The organism is Kitasatospora sp. LaBMicrA B282, assembly GCF_050325825.1.
Taxonomy (GTDB): domain Bacteria; phylum Actinomycetota; class Actinomycetes; order Streptomycetales; family Streptomycetaceae; genus Kitasatospora.
Genome location: NZ_JBNQTI010000062.1, coordinates 1 through 17,976, shown reverse-complemented (window position 1 = coordinate 17,976; position 17,976 = coordinate 1). Strand labels below are relative to the sequence as shown.

Genomic DNA, 17,976 nt, shown 5'->3' with positions numbered 1-17,976 from the left:
CTCAGATCACCCCCCGCAGGTGCTCGACCAGCGCGGCGCCACGCGCCCGGCTGATCACCGAGACCAGGTCGATCCGCACCCCGTCGGGCGGCAGCGGCACCTCGGCGGCGGGCAGCACCGGCAGGACCGGATCACCCGGGCCGGGCCCACCGGCCACCCCGTCACCCGCCGCAGCCGGGCGGGCCGGACTCGGTTCGCCGCCGCCGCGGCCGGGCACGGCGGGGCCGGCGCCCGCGAGGGCCGGGACGGCGAGGTGCGCGAAGTGCGCGGGCCAGCGCTCGACCAGCCAGCGCTCGGCCAGCCGCCGCAGTCGCTCGGCCTTGGCCGGCCCGAGCGCCTCCGTGGGCTGTTGGAACCCGTGCTCGGACCGGGTCTTGACCTCGCAGACGGCGAGCGTCCGGTCGTCCAGCGCGACCAGGTCGAGCTCGCCCTCCGGACACCGCCAGTTGCGTTCCAGGACCCGCAGGCCCTGCTCGGTGAGCCGACGGGCGGCCACCTCTTCGCCGTAACGGCCCAGGGCCGTCTGTGCGTGTCGCACGGCAATCACCTCCGGACACGGAGGTTGCCGCCGGACGGCCACGGCGGCGAGGGGGTGTCGTCAGGCTGTGGACAACTCGGGGGTTGTGGACGGCGGCGATCCCCCACACGGACCAACCGTGAGGAGGATCATCGGACGAACCAGGCTCGGCCCCCGAAGCGGGATCGCGTCCCGAAGCGGGCCCGCCTCCCGAACCGGGATCGCCTCCCGAACCGCCCTCAGCTCCCGAAGCCGGCCTCGTCCGAGGGCAGCTCCAGGTCGCTCTTGGCCAGCTCCTCGATGTTCACGTCCTTGAAGGTCAGCACCCGCACCTTGCGCACGAACCGGGCCGGCCGGTACATGTCCCACACCCAGGCGTCGGCCATCGAGACCTCGAAGAACACCTCGCCCTGCACCGAGTGCACCTGCAGCTCGTAGTCGTTCGTGAGGTAGAACCGGCGCTCGGTCTCGATCACGTACTTGAACAGGCCGACGACGTCCTTGTACTCCCGGTAGAGCTTGAGCTCCATCTCGGTCTCGTACTTCTCGAGATCTTCGGCACTCATGCAGGCGTCCCCTCAGCTCGTCGAGTCCCTCACCATTGTGGACCACGCCACCGCCGCTCAGAGGCGGACCGGCGGGACCGGCGGTCCCTGGCTCAGCACCAGGTCCAGCAGCTCGGCCAGCCGCTCCGGGTAGACCTGCTCGGCCGTCCGGCGCAGCTGGTCCGTCGTCCACCAGCGCGCCTCGCTGAGCTGGGCGCGCTCGTCGGCCGGGCTGCCGGAACTGTCCAGCTCGGCCGGCCCCGCGCCGGTGGTCCGGGCCAGGTAGAAGGACTGGTGCTGCCGGTAGCGCTCGCCGTCGTAGCAGAACTCGGCCAGGTCGACGGCGACCACCGGGCCCAGCTCGACCCCGGTCAGCCCGGTCTCCTCGGCCAGCTCGCGCAGCGCCGCCGTGCGCCCGTCCTCGCCCGGTTCCAGCCCGCCGCCCGGCGTGAACCACCAGGTGCGCGCCGGTTCCGCCGGATCGAAGCCGTGGAACAGCAGCACCCGGTCCGCCGCGTCCAGCAGCAGCACCCGGGCGGCCTCCCGCCGCCGCACCGCCGGTTCGTCCGCCGCCATCCCGATCACCCGCTCGACCCCGTTCCCCGCGCTACCTGCGCAGCCGCCGGCCCAGCGCCGCCACCGGCCCGGCCAGCGAGGTCAGCACGATGAGCACCACCCCCGCCGGCATCGCCGAGACCAGCCAGCGCACCGGACCGGGCCCGCTCGCCGCCGGACCGCCCAGCGCGTCGAAGGCCACGGTACGCCCGAGCAGTCCGGCGTGACCGGCCGGCCAGACCGTCGCCTCCACCCGGCCCTTCACCACGCCGACCGGCACCGTCCCGTCGAAGTCGCCCAGGTGCACCCGGGAGTCCAGCGAGCCGGTGCGGTTGTCGCCGAGCAGGAACAGCCGGCCGGCCGGCACCTTGGCGCTGAAGTCCGCGCTCGGCGGACCGCCGGCGGCCAGGTAGGGCTCGTCGATCGGCGTGCCGTTGACCGTGATGCGGTGCTGCGCGTCGCAGCAGGCCACGGTGTCGCCGCCGATCCCGATCACCCGCTTGACCATGGTCTCGTTGCCCCAGGTCGGGTCCTGGAAGACCACCACGTCGCCGCGCCCGATCTTGCCGCCGTCCACCGCGCGGGCGAGCACGGTGTTGCCGACGGCGATGGTCGGCTCCATCGAGCCGGTGGGGACCGAGTAGACGCGGTAGAGGAAGGCGGTGAGGCCGAAGCCGCCGAGCAGCAGCACCAGGCCGAGCGTCAGCGCGATCCCCTGCAGCACCCCGCCGACGGTCGGCCGGCTGCGGCCCAGCGGGTCGTCGACATCGGCGGAGGCGCTAAAGGAGGCGCCGGAGGAGGCGCCGGGGGCGGGCTCCGCGGCGGCGGCCGGAGCCGGGTCGGGACCGGGGGTGTCTGCGGCGAGCCTGCTCATCGGGACCGTCCTGGTGGCGTGGGGGTGCCGCCCGGCCGCGGGCCGGGGCGGGCCGGACACGGCGGCGGGCCGTGGTACGTCCGAGCAGATTACTCGTCGGTACCACGGCCCGCGCAAGAGCCGGAGCGGCCGGAACCCGGCCGGAACGGCGGGAACTCAGCCGCAACGGCGCCGAACCCGGCCCTCAGCCACGCCGACGCCGCCGCCGCATCCACCAGGCCACCGGCAGCGTCCCCACGGCCCCGAGGGTCGGCGGCACCAGTCCGGAGGCGGCCGAGATGCCCTTCTGGCTGAAGGTGGACGGCACCGGCAGGGTGGACCAGTGGTTCACCGGCCAGGCCACCACGAAGGCCCGCCCGACCACGTCGTTGACCGAGACGAAGCCGCCACCGGGCTCGCTCTTGGTCGGCGGCTGGTCCTGGTGGAACCGGGAGTCCAGCGAGTCGTTGCGGTGGTCGCCCATCACCCAGATCGCGTTCTGCGGCACCTTGACGGGCCCGAACGGCGTGCCGCCGCAGGGGTTCGCGGGCACCATGCCGGGGGTGTAGACGTACGGCTCGTTCAGCGGCACGCCGTTGACCTTGAGCGGACCGTTGCCCTGGCACTCGATGGTGTCGCCGGACACCCCGATCACCCGCTTGATCAGGTCCTTCTCGTTGGCCGACGGCATCAGCCCGATGAAACTGAGCCCGTCCTGGATCCCGCGGAGCACCGCGTTGGAGCTCGGCTGGGAGGTCTCGCCGTCGCCCAGCCAGCCGCCCGGGTCGTGGAAGACCACCACGTCGCCGCGTTCCGGCTTGGAGCCGAACCACGGGGTGAACTTGTCCACCAGCACCCGGTCGCCGATCTGCAGGGTCTGCTCCATCGACGCCGACGGGATCGAGAAGGCCTGGACGAAGAAGGTCTTGATGACCAGCGCCAGGACCAGGGCGATCCCGATCAGGATCGGCAGCTCCTTCCAGAACGAGCGCTGCTTGCGCTCGCCGGACGGCTTCTTCTCCTTGACGTCCTCGTCGGTCCCCGTCGGCTGCGACGGACCGTCCGCGGCGGAGTCGGGCTGGCCGCCGGCGGCGGGGCCGCCGGGCTCACCCGGGCCGGTGGGACCGCCCGCGCCGGCCGCACCACCGGGGCCTGCGCCCGGGCCGCCCTGGCCGTCGGCGGGATCCGCTGGCTGTCCGGATTCGGTGGACTGGGCCGTGCGGCCGCCGGAGCCCTCAGGCTCACCGGCCCCGCGGGCGCCGATCACCAGATCCCCCACGACTTCTCCTCCCTGCTGTGCGGACGGCTCTCGCCCGCGTACACGGTGCCGGGCGGTGGGCACCTCCCGGTGCCCGACCGCAGACTGGGGCCGGGCCGCCCAGGCACGGGCGTCCCGACTCCGGCACAGCCTTCGGATCAAGCCCCCGCGGCCCGGCCCCGGGGACTTCTGCACTTCTCTATCACTCCGAGTGGTCCACCCGGGTCCTCCCACACGGCACCCGGTCGGACCCGGGGCGGACCGTCAGTCGGCGCCGGCCGACCTGCGGGCCGCCCGCCAGCGCCGCCGGGCCGCCGGTGAGCCGCCACCGAGCGGTCCGCGACGGCGGCGCAGCAGGGCAGGCGAGACACCCAACATCCCCATAACGAGTGAGGGTTCCAGGGGATCCGGGCTGAGCCGGGGGGATTCCCGACCGCCGGACGGGCCGAGTGCCGCGGGCGTGCGGTAACCGGGCGCACCGAGTGCCGCGGGCGTGCGGTACGTGGGCCGGGACAGTCCGTGCAGCCGGTCGAGCGGCCAGCCGATCATGAAGGCCCGGCCTATCACGTCGTCCACCGGCACGGTGCCCTGGCCGGGGCCGTTCATGTGGTAGCGGGAGTCCGCCGACAGGTCGCGGTGGTCGCCCATCACCCAGAGGTGCCCGGGCGGAACGGTGACCTGGAACGGGATCCGCGAGGGCGGGTTGCCCGGGGCCAGGTAGGGCTCGTCGATCGGCGTGCCGTTGACCGTGACCCGGCCCTGGGCGTCGCAGCAGGCCACGGTGTCGCCGCCGACCCCGATCACCCGCTTGATCAGGTCCTGCTCGTTCGAGGAGGGCAGCAGCCCGACGAAGCTGAACGCGTTCTTGATCGCGCGGCCGACCGGTCCGCTCCGGTCCGCGCTCGGCGAGCCCTCCAGCCAGCCGCCGGGGTCCTTGAAGACCACCACGTCCCCGCGCTGCGGGGTGGCGCCGAACCAGGGGGTGAACTTGTCCACCAGCACCCGGTCGCCGATCCGGATGGTCTGCTCCATCGACCCGGACGGGATCACGAAGACCTGGACGAAGAAGGTCTTCAGGGTGAGCGCCAGCAGCAGGGCGACCCCGGCGATCAGCGGCAGCTCGCGCAGCAGCGAGCGCCGGCCGCGGCGGGCCGCACGTCGCGCGGTGCGCCGGCGCTCCGCCCGGCCGCGGGGCACCGCCGGTGCCTGCTCGGCGGCCTCGACCGGCTCGGCGGACGTCCTACCGCGACTGCCCACGGCCACCGCCCTTCGCCGCCGCGACGGCCGCGAAGCCGGGCGGGGTGTCCAGCGAGGACCAGTGCCCGACCGGGAGGATCACCCAGTCGGCGCGACCGATCACCTTGCGGACCGGCACGTAACCGCCGCCCGGGTCGCCCAGGTGGTTACGCGAGTCGTTGGAGTCGCTGCGGTGGTCGCCGAGGACGAAGAGCTCTCCGGGCGGCACCTGGATGTCGAAGCCGACCGTGGAGGGGGTGTCGCCGGGGAACAGGTAGTCGGACTCGGCCAGCGGGACGCCGTCGACGGTCAGTGCGTGGTCGCCGGGGTGGTAGGTCACCCGGTCGCCGCCGACCCCGATCACCCGCTTGACGAAGATCGAGCCGTCCGAGGAGAGGCCCAACATGGCGCCGAGCTCGCTGAGGTCGGCGCCCAGGCCGCTCCGGTTGTCGCCGCCCGGCACCAGGGAGTCGGTGGCGTCGAAGACCACCACGTCGCCGCGGTGCACGGTGCCGCCGAACTGGTAGGCCAGCTTGTTCACCAGCAGCCGGTCGCCGGGCCGCAGGGTGTTCTCCATGGAGCCGGACGGGACCACGAAGGGCTGCACGACGAAGATGTTGACCAGCAGCAGCACCAGCAGGCAGATGCCGCCGAGCTTGGCCAGGTAGCCCAGCGACCAGCCGGGCTGCGGCGGCTCGTCGACACCGGTGTCAGTGTCGACACCACCATCGGCCTCGACACCGGCGCTGACGTCGGCGACGACGCCCTCGCCCCCGCCCCCGCCCGGCGCAGAAACGGCCGCGGACCGCGACGGACGCCCCGCACCTTCGGGTGCCAAGGCGCCGTCGCGGTCCGCGATCGGTTCATGCGTGCTCATCGGGCTGAGCTTAGCGGCCAACCCTGAGCGTGCCGCACCCCACGGGCGCGGCGGAGGCGACTCAGCGGTCGCGCTTCTCCTTGATCTTCGCGGCCTTGCCGCGCAGGTCACGGAGGTAGTACAGCTTCGCCCGGCGGACGTCACCGCGGGTGACGACCTCGATCTTCTCGACGACCGGGGTGTGCACCGGGAAGGTGCGCTCCACACCGACGTTGAAGCTGACCTTGCGGACGGTGAAGGTCTCACCGATGCCCGCACCGTGGCGGCGGATCACGACGCCCTGGAAGACCTGGACACGGGAGCGGTTGCCCTCGATGACCCGGACGTGGACCTTCAGGGTGTCGCCGGGGCGGAAGGCCGGGATGTCGGTGCGCAGCGAGGCCGCGTCGACAGCAGCGAGCTTGTTGCTCATGATGCTCTCCATCGCAGGCGCCACGGGCCGCCCACGGAAATTCGTCTCGACAGGGTGCGTTGCGGGTCGCGTCGGCCCTCGGCGATCCCCCCGTGGCGGGGGCGCCGGACCACCGGTCTCCGTGGAGGAGGCCCGGCGACAGACAACAGCGGCCTATTCTTCCACAGCCCCGGCGGCACGGAGAAATCGGCCGTGCTCCGGGTCCCAGCCGAGGCCGAGCACGCTGAGCGCCTCCCGCTCCTTCTTGTCGAAGGCCTCCGGGCGCCACCGCTCGACCAGGTCGGGGCGGTTGGCCAGGGTGCGGGCGAAAGCCTGCTCGCGCCGCCAGCGGGCGATCCTGCCGTGGTTGCCGCTGAGCAGCACCTCGGGCACCTCGCGGCCGCGCCACTCGGCGGGCTTGGTGTACACCGGGCCCTCCAGCAGGTCGGCCATCGCGCCGGGGGCGAAGGAGTCGTCGCGGTGGGACTCGGCGTTGCCGAGCACGCCGGGCAGCAGCCGGGCGATCGCCTCGACCATCACCAGCACCGCGACCTCGCCGCCGGCCAGCACGTAGTCGCCGATCGAGGCCTCGACCACCGGCATCCGGGTGGCCGCCTCCTCGATCACCCGCCGGTCGATGCCCTCGTACCGGGCCGGCGCGAAGGCCAGCCAGGGCCGGCCGGCCAGCTCCTGGGCCAGCTCCTGGGTGAACGGCACCCCGCTCGGGGTGGGCACCACCAGGGTGGGCAGCTCGCCCGCGGGGCCGGCCGCGCAGACCGCGTCCAGCGCCTCGCCCCAGGGCTCGGGCTTCATCACCATGCCGGGGCCGCCGCCGTAGGGGGTGTCGTCCACGGTCCGGTGCACGTCGTGGGTCCAGCCGCGCAGGTCGTGCAGGTGCACGTCGAGCTGGCCGCGGGCGCGGGCCTTGCCGACCAGCGAGACGTTCAGCGGCTCCAGGTACTCGGGGAAGATCGTGACGACGTCGATCCGCATCCCGTGCTGCGGGGTCCCCGACTCTGCGGTCCCCGGCTGCTCGGCGGCCGTCACCGGTCGCCCTCCGGGCCGCCGTCCAGCTCGGCCTCGACCTCGTCGATCAGCCCGGGCGGCGGGTTGATCACACAGCGCTGCTCCGCGAGGTCGATGGTGGGCACCAACTGCTCGACGAAGGGCACCAGCACCTCCTTGCCGTCCGGCCTGGTCACGGTCAGCAGGTCCTGGTAGGGCAGGTGGACCACCTCGGTCAGCTCGCCGACGAGGGTGCCGTCGAGCAGCACCACGTCCAGGCCGATCAGCTGGTGGTCGTAGTACTCGTCGTCCTCCTCGGGCCGCTCGTCCGGGTCGACCTCGGAGATCAGCATGGTGTTGCGCAGCGCCTCGGCGGCGGTGCGGTCCTTGATCCCGGCGAAGCGGACCAGCAGCCGGCCGCTGTGCACCCGACCGGACTCGACGGTCAGCGGGCCGACCCCGGCCGGGTCGGTGAGCAGCACCGCACCCGGGCCGAGCCGCAACTCCGGCTCGTCGGTGCGGACTTCGACGAAGACGTCCCCCCTGATGCCGTGGGCACGGCCGATCCGGCCGACGACGAGCTGCACGCGGTACTCCTGAACACGAGAGAACACGAGAGAAGTGCGCACTCGGTCAGCACGCACCGGAAAAACAAAAGATCCGGCCGGAACGCGTCACGCGTCCCGACCGGATCCCAAGCGACGGTGACCGTCAGCGCAGGTTGTCCACGTCGACCAGGTCGACCCGGACGTTGCGACCGCCGAGCGCGCCCACCACGGTGCGCAGCGCACGCGCGGTGCGACCGCCGCGGCCGATCACCTTGCCGAGGTCATCGGGGTGCACCCGCACCTCGATGGTGTTGCCCCGACGCAGGTTGCGCGAACGCACCTGCACGTCGTCGGGGTGCTCGACAATGCCCTTGACCAGGTGGTCGAGGGCGTCCTCGATCACGCTCAGGCCTCGCTGGCGGCGTCGGTCTCGGCCTCGGCCTTGTCCGACTTCTTGGCCTTCGGGGTGATGGCGACACCGGTGGTGGCGTCCTCGAAGCCGGCGACGGCCTTCGCGAACAGGTGCGAGAAGTCCTCGACCTTGGGCTCGGCGACCTTCAGCGGCTCCGGAGCCGGCAGGCCCTTGAACTTCTGCCAGTCGCCGGTCAGCTTGAGGATGGCGAGCACCGGCTCGGTCGGCTGGGCGCCGACGGACAGCCAGTACTGGGCACGGTCGCCGTCGACCTCGATCTTCGAGGGGTTGTAGGTCGGCTGGTAGATGCCGATCTCCTCGATCGCGCGACCGTCACGCTTGGTGCGCGAGTCGGCGACGACGATGCGGTAGTGCGGGGAGCGGATCTTGCCGAGACGCTTGAGCTTGATCTTGACTGCCACGGGAGTGGGTTCTCCTGGAGTTGACGTGGGTGAGGGGCCGCGCTCCGCGTGGGGTTGCGGGGTCGGCCTCCCGAATGACACGCCAGCCGTAGGAGAGAGGGGTCCTGTTGGCTGCCGGGTATCAGCTATCGATTGTGCCACACGGGGCAGCGCTCCCCCGACCGGGGCAGACCCGGTCGGGGGAGCGCTGCGGAGGTGCGGGGGTCAGGAGATCTTGAAGGGCTGCTGGCAGGCACCGCACACGATCGACGCCTGGGCCAGCACCGAGGGCACCACCCGGACGTTGCGGCCGCAGCCGCAGACGGCCTTGACCCGGACGCCGCCACCGGACGAGCCGTGCCGGGCGGCCGGACCGCGGAAGGCGCGGAGCACTCCGCCGTCCGGGCTACCGGCCACCGCCTGCTGGTGGGCGCCGAGGGCGCGCTCCAGCCGCTCGATGGTCGCGGCGTACTTCTCCTGGGTCTCGACCAGCATGGTCACCTGGGAGAAGCCGCTGCTGGCGTGCGGCTCGACCGGGTGGGCGAGCCCGAGTTCCGAGGCGAGCAACAGGAAGCGGCGGTTGTGGTAGCGCCCGGCCCGGGAGGTGTCCCGGATGTCGCGGGCGGCGGCCAGACCGTGGGCGGCCTCGTGCAGCAGGCGCTCGAAACCGAGCTGGGTGCCGCAGGCCGAGGACGACTCGCCGATCAGCGCCTCGGGCGAGGCCAGGTCGGGGAGGTCGCGGTGGTAGGCCTGGATGTCGCTCCAGGCGGCGGCCAGTTCGGCCGCGAGAACGAGAGGCTGTGTCGTGCTCACGCTATGCCAACGAGGGAGTCGGTTCCGGCGTTCCATTCTGCGGCGCTCTCCAGGAATTCCCGGAGAACTCTCAGCTGGGCGTGACATTCACGCCGGTGAGCGTTCGAAATCTGACGCAAGACCAACCCCCTCGGTGTCTGCACCCGGTGTTCATCACCGGGTCGCCCGATTCCCAGGCACGGCAGATGGCCGCGCCGAGTTGTTTCGGCCCGTGTCCTGTCGTGATTTTGACAGGGCCACGGGCCGTACACCGTACCGCTAGTTCGCCCGCACTGGGAGTTGACCGGCCAGTAGACGAGACAGTGTCACCTGTTGGTTACTCAATCGGCGAGGGCATAAGGCATTTAGTACGCCCGAGCAACGATCGCGACATTGCCTTCCTGATCGTCGGCGGTCGGCACCGAACCGTCCGCGGCGACGATGCAGCGCACCGAGACGCCCTGCTCGGCCAGCTTGGCCTCGCCCTGCGGGCCGAGGTCCGCCCAGGAGATCCGGCCCCAACCGGTGACGGCCGCCTCGACCGCCTCGTCGATCGTCGTCACGTCGACGGTGCGGGCCTCGCGGCGCTCCCGGGACGCGGCCAGCAGCAGCGCCTGGTCCTCCTCGAGGATGCCGGGCAGCAGGGCGGCCAGGGTGTCGATCGCCACCGGCTCCTTGCCGCCGGCGATCCGGCGGACCAGCATCGCGGTGCCGGCCTCCAGGTCGCGCGGGCCGACCTCGATCCGCAGCGGCACGCCCTTGAGCTCCCAGTCCACCGCGCGGCGGCCGAACGGGGTGTCGGTGCGGTCGTCCACCACGGTGCGGATGCCGGCGGCCTCCAGGGCGGCGCCGATCTCGCGGACCTTGGCGATCACCGCGTCCTCACCCTTGATCGCCAGCACCACGGCCTGCACGGCGGCCAGCCGCGGCGGCACCCGCAGGCCGTTGTCGTCGCCGTGCGACATGATCAGGCCACCGAGCATCCGGGTCGAGACGCCCCAAGAGGTCTGCCAGACGTACTCGCGCTCGGCGCCCTGCAGCTGGTAGGTGGTGTTGAAGGCCTTGGCGAAGTTCTGGCCCAGCTCGTGGCTGGTGCCCATCTGCAGCGCCTTGCCGTCGCCCATCATGCCCTCCAGGGTGAGGGTGTTGATGGCGCCGGCGAACCGCTCCTTGGCGGTCTTGCGGCCGAGCACCACGTCGATGCCCAGCACGTTGCGCATGAAGTCGCCGTAGACCTCGGTGTGGATCATCGAGGCGTAGTCGCGGGCGTCCTCGTACGTGGCGTGGGCGGTGTGGCCCTCCTGCCAGAGGAACTCGGTGGTGCGCAGGAAGACCCGCGGGCGCAGCTCCCAACGGACCACGTTGGCCCACTGGTTGATCAGCAGCGGCAGGTCGCGGTGGCTCTGCACCCACTTCGCGAAGTACTCGTTGATGATCGTCTCGGAGGTCGGCCGGACCACGACCGGCTCCTCCAGCTGCTTGCCGCCACCGTGCGTGACCACGGCGAGCTCGGGGGCGAAGCCCTCGACGTGCTCGGCCTCCTTGGTCAGGTAGGACTGCGGGATGAACATCGGGAAGTAGGCGTTCTGCGCGCCGGCCTTCTTGATCCGCGCGTCCATCTCCTGCTGCATCCGCTCCCACAGGCCGTAGCCGTACGGTCGGATGACCATGGTGCCGCGCACCGGACCGTTGTCGGCCAGCTCGGCCTTGTTGATCAGGTCCTGGTACCAGCGGGGAAAGTCATCTGCCTGGGGGGTGAGAACGGGAGCCTTAGCCATGGCCGAATCGTACGGCGCGCGACGGTCCTGGTGTGAATCGTCGCCGCCGGGCGAGACGCGCCGTCGGCACCTCCCGGGGGAACGCCGGGACGCCCGGCGTCCCGGCGCCGACCGCAGGGGGGCGCACGACCGCCGGGTCCGCGTGCCCCGGCGCGCTCCTCTGGACGGCGCGCCCGCGCCGCTGTTCGCTTGAGTGGGCCCGACAGTGGGGGGAGCACGCCGAGCACTGGGGGAGCAACCGTGGGGGGAGCATCCGCAGCACGTCCGACCCGGACCTGATGGGAGGCCACCAGATGGCTTCAGCGCACGGCACGACCCTGGCCGCACCGATCCAGCCGACCAGTGCGGCGCGGGCCCGCGACTGGGCCGAGATCCAGGAGCGCACGCTGGTCCCGCTCTACCAGGCGGTGCACGAGCGACTGGCGGTCGGCCCGGCCACCAGCCTGCTGGACCTGGGCTGCCGCTCGGGGCTGGCGCTGCTGCTCGCGGCGGGGCGCGGGGCGCAGGTGGCCGGCCTGGAGCCGGACCCGGAGCTGCGCGACCTGGCGCGGGCCCGCCGGCTGCCGGTCGCGCACCGCCCCGCCACCCGGTCGGCGCACGGGGTGGTCACCGTCTTCGAGCCGCTGCGACTGACCGGCGACCCGCTGCGGGCGGCTCGCGAGGCGGCGCGCCTGGTGCTGCCGGGCGGGCTGGTCGCGCTGGCGGGCTTCGGGCCCCGGGGGGCCTGCGAGAGCGACGCCGTGCTGGAGGTGGCCCGGCGCCGGGCGGGTGCGGCGGCCCGCGGGGTCGACCCGTTCCGACTGGACGGCACGGCCGAGCTGGCCCGGCTGGCGGCCGCGGCGGGGCTGCGGGTGGTCACCGAGGGGCAGGCGGACTGCCCGTTCGGCTACCCCGACCTGGACAGCGCGGTGCGCGGGCTGCTGGCCACCGGCTGGTTCGACGCTGCGATCGCCTACGCGGGCGCTGCGCCGGTGGCCAAGGAGGTCGCCGAGGCGCTGCTGCCGTTCACCCGCACGGACGACACCGTGCGGATGGCGAACGCCTTCCCCTACGTCGTGGCGAAGCGCAGCTGAACCGGGCAGCGCAGCCGAACCGGCCGACCGCGCGGGACCCGACCGGGGCAGGCGCTCCCCTGCCCACCGCTCACTGCGCGCTCCGCTCGACGCCGGCGGCCCGGTAGGCGGCCTCCTCGTCCAGCGTCTCGTGCTCCAGCAGCGCCGCGGCCAGCGCGTCCAGCCGGTCGCGGTGCTGCTCAAGCTTCCGCAGCGCCTCCTCGTAGCACTCGGCGACGATCCGGCGCGCCTCCTCGTCCACCGCGTCCAGGGTGCTGGGCGCGGCGGAGAGCGCGTAGGCGCCCTGGGCGTCGTCGGGGATCGCGGTGAGCCGGCCGACCCGCTCGCTCATCCCCCAGCGGCCAGCCATCCCGCGGGCCAGGTTGCCGACCTGCTCCAGGTCGCTCTCCGCGCCCGTGGTGACCACCCCGTAGACCACCTGCTCGGCGGCCATCCCGCCGAGCGCGCCGATGATCCGCCCGCGCAGGTACTCCTCGGTGTAGGAGTAGCGGTCGGCCTCCGGGGTGGACATGGTGACGCCCAGCGCCCGGCCGCGCGGCACGATGGTGACCTTGCGGACCGGGTCGGCGCCGGGCTGCAGCATGCCGAGCAGGGCGTGGCCGCTCTCGTGGTAGGCGGTCCGGCGGCGGTCCGCCTCCGGCATCACCAGCGGTCGCACCGCGCCCAGTTGGACCTTCTCCAGGGCGTCGGACAGGTCGCGCTGGTTGACCGCGGGCTGCTTGCGCCGGACCGCCAGCAGGGCCGCCTCGTTGACCAGGTTGGCGAGCTCCGCCCCGGTCATCCCCGGGGTGCTCTTGGCCACCTCGGAGAGGTTGGTGCCGGTGGCCAGCGGCACGTCGCGGGCGTGGATGGCGAGGATCGCGGTGCGCCCGTCGCGGTCCGGCGGGCTGACGTTGACCACCCGGTCGAACCGGCCCGGGCGCAGCAGCGCCGGGTCGAGCACGTCGGCGCGGTTGGTGGCGGCCAGCACCACGACGCCCTCGGAGCCGGAGAAGCCGTCCATCTCGGTGAGGATCTGGTTGAGCGTCTGTTCGCGTTCGTCGTGCCCTCCGATCGCGTTGCCGCCGCCGCGCTTGCGGCCGATGGTGTCGATCTCGTCGATGAAGATGATCGCCGGGGCCACCTTGCGGGCCTCGGCGAACAGCTCGCGCACCCGGCTGGCGCCGACCCCGACGATCATCTCGATGAACTCCGAGGCGGAGGCGGAGAAGAACGGCACCCCCGCCTCGCCGGCCACCGCGCGGGCCAGCAGCGTCTTGCCGGTGCCGGGCGGGCCGGCCAGCAGCACCCCGCCGGGCATCTTGGCGCCCAGGCGGCGGTAGGCCTCCGGGTTCTTCAGGAAGTCCACCACCTCGGTCAGCTCGGCCTTCACCTCGTCGATGCCGGCCACATCGGCGAAGGTGGTGCGCCTGCCCTCCTCGGGGACCACCGGCTTGGGCGGGGCCTTGCGGCCGAGCGGTCCGCCGCCCAGGCCGCCCGCCAGCCGGCGGGCCAGCAGCATCCAGACCAGGATCAGCAGCAGCATCGGGGCCAGCGAGATCAGCAGGTTGGCCAGGAAGCTGCGCTGCTGCACCACCGGCTCTGCGGTGACCTCGACGCCCTGGCCGAGCAGGGTGCTGTAGAGGTTGTCGTTGGCGAAGGAGGGCCGCTGGGTGGTGAACTCCGAGTAGTTGCCCTTGCCGCCGTCGGGTTTGGGCGCGGCGGACTTCAGGGTGCCCTGGATGCTGTCGCCCTTGGAGTAGATCTTGGCGATGTTGCCCTTGTTCAGCTCGTTGTTGAACTCGGTGTAGGACACCGTGGTGCCGGCCCCGTTGCCGAAGAAGCTCAGCAGCAGGTCGCTGATCAGGAAGACCGCGAGGGCGGTGAGGATCAGCCCGGTCCAGCCGCCGGGCATCCGGCGGCGCGGCGGCACGGGCGGCGGCGGGGGCGGGGCACCCTCGGAGCGCCAGGGCTGGTCGGGGCTCTGACGCGGCGGCACGGGTTCGGTCACGTTTCGGACCATACGGGCCGAAAAGCTGACAATCCATCAGCAACGCCGCCGCGGCCGCTCCCCCGTGGTCAGCCCGTGGGCCACTCCTCCGCGGTCAGCGCGAACCGCTCGTGGTCGCGCCAGGCGCCGGTGAGGAAGAGCATCCGCGGGGTGAACCCCTCGTGCCGGAAGCCGAGCCGGCGGGCCAGGGCGATCGAACGGTCGTTCTCCGGCTGCACGTTGATCTCCAGCCGGTGCAGACCGAGGCCGCCGGCGCTCAGGTCGGCGAAGCAGGTGTCGATCACCAGCCGCATCCCCTCGGTCATCCGCCCGGTGCCCGCGTAGGGGAGGTAGCTGTCGTAGCCGAGCGCGGCGTTGCAGAACCGGCCCATCACGATGTTGGAGACGTTGCACTTGCCGACCAGGCCACCCTCGGCGGTGTCGATGATCAGGTAGCTGCGCAGTGCCGGTCCCTGACGCTGCAACAGGTCCGGCAGCCCGTCCGGCTCCACCGGGTTCCAGCGCCCGATGTGCTCGGCGGAGCGGCGGACCGCCGCGGCGTAGCCGACGACGTCGGAGGGCCTGGGGGCGCGGATGGTCACTCGGCTCATCCGGACATCATCGGGCATCGAACCGGGCCGCGATCAGCGGGCGTGCCGAAGGGCCGGTCGCGGCGACCGGCCCTTCGGGGTGCCTCGTACGGAGCCCGCCCGACGGCGGGCGGCGGACCTAGAGCAGGTCCTTGAACTCCTTGGGGAGCTCGAAGTCGGCCGGGCCCTTGCCCGCGCCGAGGCCGAAGGCGCCGCCCTCGGTCGGCTGCTGCCCCGCGCCCGGGCCGAGCGCCCGGCGCTCGGCGGCGGCCGCCTCCTCCTGGGCCCGCTTCAGCGGGTTGCCGCTCTTGCGCTTGCCCTTGGCCTGCGGCGCCTTCTTGGCCGACTTCTTGCCGCCGCCCATGCCCGGGATCCCCGGCATGCCCGGGATGCCCTTGCCGGAGGCCATCGCGGTCATCATCTTGCGGGCGTCGAAGAACCGCTCGACCAGGCTGCTCACCTCGCCGACCTGGACGCCCGAACCCTTGGCGATGCGCAGCCGGCGCGAGCCGTTGATGATCTTGGGGTCAGTCCGCTCGGCCGGGGTCATCGACTTGATGATCGCGCCGACCCGGTTGACGTCCTTGTCGTCGATGTTGTTGATCTGCTCGCGGATCTGGCCCATCCCGGGCAGCATGCCGAGCAGCTTGGAGATCGAGCCCATCTTCTGGACCTGCTCCAGCTGGCCCAGGAAGTCGTCGAGGGTGAAGTCCTTGCCGCCGCCCTGCAGCTTGGCGGCCATCTTCTCGGCCTCGGCCTGCGAGAAGGTCTGCTCGGCCTTCTCGATCAGGGAGAGCATGTCGCCCATGCCGAGGATGCGCGAGGCCATCCGGTCCGGGTGGAAGGCGTCGAAGTCGTCGACCTTCTCGCCGTTGGAGGCGAACATGATCTGCCGGCCGGTGACGTGCGCCACCGAGAGCGCGGCACCACCACGGGCGTCGCCGTCCAGCTTGGAGAGCACCACACCGGTGAAGTCGACGCCCTCGAGGAAGGCCTGCGCGGTGGTGACCGCGTCCTGGCCGATCATCGCGTCGACGGTGAAGAGCACCTCGTCCGGGTTGATCGCGGCCCGGATGTCGGCGGCCTGCTGCATCAGCTCGGCGTCGATGCCGAGGCGACCGGCGGTGTCGACGATGACGATGTCGTACTGCTTCTGCTTGGCGTACTCGATCGAGTCGCGGGCGACCTTGACCGGGTCGCCGACGCCGTTGCCCGGCTCCGGGCCGTAGAAGGCCACGCCGGCCCGGTCGGCCACCACCGACAGCTGGGTCACCGCGTTGGGGCGCTGGAGGTCGCAGGCGACCAGCAGCGGGGTGTGCTTCTGCTGCTTCAGCCAGTGGCCGAGCTTCCCGGCCAGGGTGGTCTTACCGGCACCCTGCAGACCGGCCAGCATGATCACGGTGGGGCCGGTCTTGGCGTACCGCAGCCGGCGGGTCTCGCCACCGAGGATGTTGATGAGCTCCTCGTTGACGATCTTGATGACCTGCTGGGCCGGGTTCAGCGCACCGGAGACCTCGACGCCGAGCGCGCGGTCCTTGATCTGCTTGATGAAGGCCCGGACGACCGGCAGCGCGACATCCGCCTCCAGCAGCGCGATCCGGATCTCGCGGGCGGTGGCGTCGATGTCCGCCTCACTGAGGCGGCCCTTGCCCCGGAGGTTCTTGAACGTCGCTGCGAGGCGGTCGGAAAGAGTGTCGAACACGTCGGTCGCGGGTCCCTTGCGGCATCGAGGTGAGTACGGTCGTCGCCCACCAGGGTATCCGGACCGCCCGCGGACGGACTCCACCCGGTCAGCGCAGCGCCTCGCGGACCCGTTCGGCCACCTCCGCCGCGACCGCCCCGGCCAGCCGGGCGCCCGCCGCGTCGGTCAGGTAGAAGGCGTCCACCGCCTCCGCGCCCAGGGTGCTGACGTGGGCGGTGCGCACCCGGACACCGGCGGCGTCCAGGGCGCGGCCGATCCGGTGCAGCAGGCCGGGGGCGTCGTGGGCGCGCACCTCCAGCACCGTGGCGGTGGCCGAGGCGTCGCCCGGCACCACCGCGACCACCGGGGGCGGGGTGCTGATGCCGCGGCGGTGCGGCACCGCGGCGTCGCGTTCGGCCAGCCGCCGGGACGGGTCCAGCGAGCCGTCCAGCGCCCGGCGCAGGTCAGCGCGGAGCCGGGCCGCCTCGGGCAGCTCGCCGAACTCGGCGGCCACCCGCCAGGAGAGCAGCAGCACCGGACCGGCCCCGATCGGGTCCAGCTCGCGCAGGGTGAGCGCGCGCACGGTCAGCCGGTTGAGCGCGAGCACCCCGGAGACCGTGCCGAGCAGCCCGGGACGGTCCGGGATGGCCAGCGCCAGCTCCACGCCCATCGGCTCGCCGGCCGTGGGGTCCTGCGCGTCCGCCCGCAGCGCCAGCGCGGGCTCCCCGGTCCGCGCGGCCTCCACCGCGAGCCGCTCCTCGGCCGCGGTGACCGCCGCCACCGCGGGCACCGGGCCGGCCCCGGCGAGCTGCGCGGCGGTCCGGTCCACCAGCGCGGCCACCAGCGAGGCGCGCCAGGCGCTCCACGCGGCCGGGCCGGTGGCCAGCGCGTCGGCCTCGGTCAGCGCGTGCAGCAGTTCCAGGTGCCCGGCGGTGCCCACCGCCTTGGCCAGCAGTTCGACGGTGGCCGGGTCGTCCGGGTCCCGACGGGTGGCGGTGTCGATCAACGTGAGGTGCTGGCGGACCAGCAGGGCCAGGCTCTCCGTGTCGTCCTGGTCGAAGCCCATCCGGGCCGCCATGTCCCGCACGATCACCTCGCCGGCCTGCGAGTGGTCCCCCGGCCAGCCCTTGCCGATGTCGTGCAGCAGGGCGGCGACCAGCAGCAGGTCCGGGCGGGCCACCCGGCGGGTCAGCGCGGCGGCGGCGATCGCGGTGCCGACCAGGTGGCGGTCGACGGTCCAGGTGTGCACCGCGTTGCGCTGCGGCCGGCACTGCACCCGCTCCCAGTCCGGCAGCAGCCGGGTGATCAGCCCCTCCGCGTCCAGCGCCTCCCAGACCGGCAGGCAGGCCTCGCCCGCGCCGAGCAGGGTGACCAGCTGTTCGCGGGCCTCGTCCGGCCAGGGCACCGGCAGCGGCCCGGTCTCGGCGGCCAGCCGGCGGGCGGTGGCGTGGCCGAGCGGCAGGCCGGCCTGGGCGGCGGCGGCCGCGGCGCGCAG

The 17,976-nt window shown here is 73.0% G+C and carries 19 protein-coding genes; 1 reads left to right on the top strand and 18 read right to left on the bottom strand.

Annotation, left to right across the window (positions count from 1 at the left end):
* Position 1: 1 nt before the first annotated feature.
* From ACQRUO_RS18935 to proS, 14 genes are all read right to left on the bottom strand, one after another.
* Positions 2-538, bottom strand: a complete 537-nt coding sequence (locus ACQRUO_RS18935) for a YraN family protein (RefSeq protein ID WP_428317140.1) — start codon at positions 536-538, stop codon at positions 2-4.
* Positions 539-756: 218 nt separating this feature from the next.
* The gene (locus tag ACQRUO_RS18930) at positions 757-1,083 is read right to left on the bottom strand and encodes a DUF2469 domain-containing protein (protein ID WP_110669769.1); all 327 of its coding nucleotides are present in this window, start codon (positions 1,081-1,083) and stop codon (positions 757-759) included.
* A gap of 57 nt (positions 1,084-1,140) precedes the next feature.
* Complete coding sequence (locus tag ACQRUO_RS18925) at positions 1,141-1,638, bottom strand: NUDIX hydrolase (RefSeq protein ID WP_428317139.1); 498 nt, start codon at positions 1,636-1,638, stop codon at positions 1,141-1,143.
* Positions 1,639-1,669: 31 nt separating this feature from the next.
* Positions 1,670-2,491 carry a signal peptidase I gene (gene lepB / locus ACQRUO_RS18920; RefSeq protein WP_428317138.1) on the bottom strand — a complete coding sequence of 274 codons (822 nt, stop codon included), beginning with the start codon at positions 2,489-2,491 and terminating at the stop codon, positions 1,670-1,672.
* A gap of 184 nt (positions 2,492-2,675) precedes the next feature.
* A complete protein-coding gene (gene lepB / locus ACQRUO_RS18915) occupies positions 2,676-3,749 on the bottom strand; it encodes a signal peptidase I (protein ID WP_428317137.1) in 1,074 nt (357 codons plus the stop codon).
* Positions 3,750-3,992: 243 nt separating this feature from the next.
* Positions 3,993-4,985, bottom strand: coding sequence for a signal peptidase I (gene lepB / locus ACQRUO_RS18910; RefSeq protein ID WP_428317136.1), 993 nt, complete (start codon positions 4,983-4,985; stop codon positions 3,993-3,995).
* Positions 4,969-5,841, bottom strand: coding sequence for a signal peptidase I (gene lepB / locus ACQRUO_RS18905; protein ID WP_428317135.1), 873 nt, complete (start codon positions 5,839-5,841; stop codon positions 4,969-4,971). Before lepB (ACQRUO_RS18905) ends, lepB (ACQRUO_RS18910) begins: the two co-directional genes overlap by 17 nt.
* Before the next feature lie 61 nt (positions 5,842-5,902).
* Positions 5,903-6,253 carry a 50S ribosomal protein L19 gene (gene rplS / locus ACQRUO_RS18900; protein ID WP_428317134.1) on the bottom strand — a complete coding sequence of 117 codons (351 nt, stop codon included), beginning with the start codon at positions 6,251-6,253 and terminating at the stop codon, positions 5,903-5,905.
* A gap of 153 nt (positions 6,254-6,406) precedes the next feature.
* A complete protein-coding gene (gene trmD / locus ACQRUO_RS18895; RefSeq protein ID WP_428317158.1) occupies positions 6,407-7,225 on the bottom strand; it encodes a tRNA (guanosine(37)-N1)-methyltransferase TrmD in 819 nt (272 codons plus the stop codon).
* A 50-nt stretch (positions 7,226-7,275) separates the two neighbouring features.
* Complete coding sequence (gene rimM, locus ACQRUO_RS18890) at positions 7,276-7,824, bottom strand: ribosome maturation factor RimM (protein ID WP_428317133.1); 549 nt, start codon at positions 7,822-7,824, stop codon at positions 7,276-7,278.
* 124 nt (positions 7,825-7,948) lie between these two features.
* Entirely contained in the window at positions 7,949-8,188 is a 240-nt protein-coding gene (locus tag ACQRUO_RS18885; protein ID WP_230049857.1) for an RNA-binding protein, read from the bottom strand.
* A gap of 2 nt (positions 8,189-8,190) precedes the next feature.
* On the bottom strand, positions 8,191-8,619 hold the full coding sequence (gene rpsP, locus ACQRUO_RS18880) for a 30S ribosomal protein S16 (RefSeq protein WP_428317132.1): 429 nt from the start codon (positions 8,617-8,619) through the stop codon (positions 8,191-8,193).
* Positions 8,620-8,823: 204 nt separating this feature from the next.
* Positions 8,824-9,411, bottom strand: a complete 588-nt coding sequence (locus tag ACQRUO_RS18875) for a hypothetical protein (protein ID WP_428317131.1) — start codon at positions 9,409-9,411, stop codon at positions 8,824-8,826.
* 344 nt (positions 9,412-9,755) lie between these two features.
* On the bottom strand, positions 9,756-11,168 hold the full coding sequence (gene proS, locus ACQRUO_RS18870; protein WP_428317130.1) for a proline--tRNA ligase: 1,413 nt from the start codon (positions 11,166-11,168) through the stop codon (positions 9,756-9,758).
* A 293-nt stretch (positions 11,169-11,461) separates the two neighbouring features.
* Here proS and ACQRUO_RS18865 point away from each other — a divergent pair, with 293 nt between their 5' ends.
* On the top strand, positions 11,462-12,241 hold the full coding sequence (locus ACQRUO_RS18865; RefSeq protein ID WP_428317129.1) for a class I SAM-dependent methyltransferase: 780 nt from the start codon (positions 11,462-11,464) through the stop codon (positions 12,239-12,241).
* 70 nt (positions 12,242-12,311) lie between these two features.
* Here the strand turns inward: ACQRUO_RS18865 and ftsH are convergent, their stop codons facing one another.
* The 4 genes from ftsH to ACQRUO_RS18845 form a co-directional block, all read right to left on the bottom strand.
* Positions 12,312-14,231, bottom strand: coding sequence for an ATP-dependent zinc metalloprotease FtsH (gene ftsH, locus ACQRUO_RS18860; RefSeq protein ID WP_428317128.1), 1,920 nt, complete (start codon positions 14,229-14,231; stop codon positions 12,312-12,314).
* A 68-nt stretch (positions 14,232-14,299) separates the two neighbouring features.
* Positions 14,300-14,821, bottom strand: a complete 522-nt coding sequence (locus ACQRUO_RS18855; protein WP_428317127.1) for a GNAT family N-acetyltransferase — start codon at positions 14,819-14,821, stop codon at positions 14,300-14,302.
* A 118-nt stretch (positions 14,822-14,939) separates the two neighbouring features.
* Entirely contained in the window at positions 14,940-16,502 is a 1,563-nt protein-coding gene (ffh, locus tag ACQRUO_RS18850; protein ID WP_428317126.1) for a signal recognition particle protein, read from the bottom strand.
* Positions 16,503-16,590: 88 nt separating this feature from the next.
* Positions 16,591-17,976: ACT domain-containing protein (locus ACQRUO_RS18845; RefSeq protein WP_428317125.1), on the bottom strand; the 1,386-nt coding region annotated here is incomplete at its 5' end.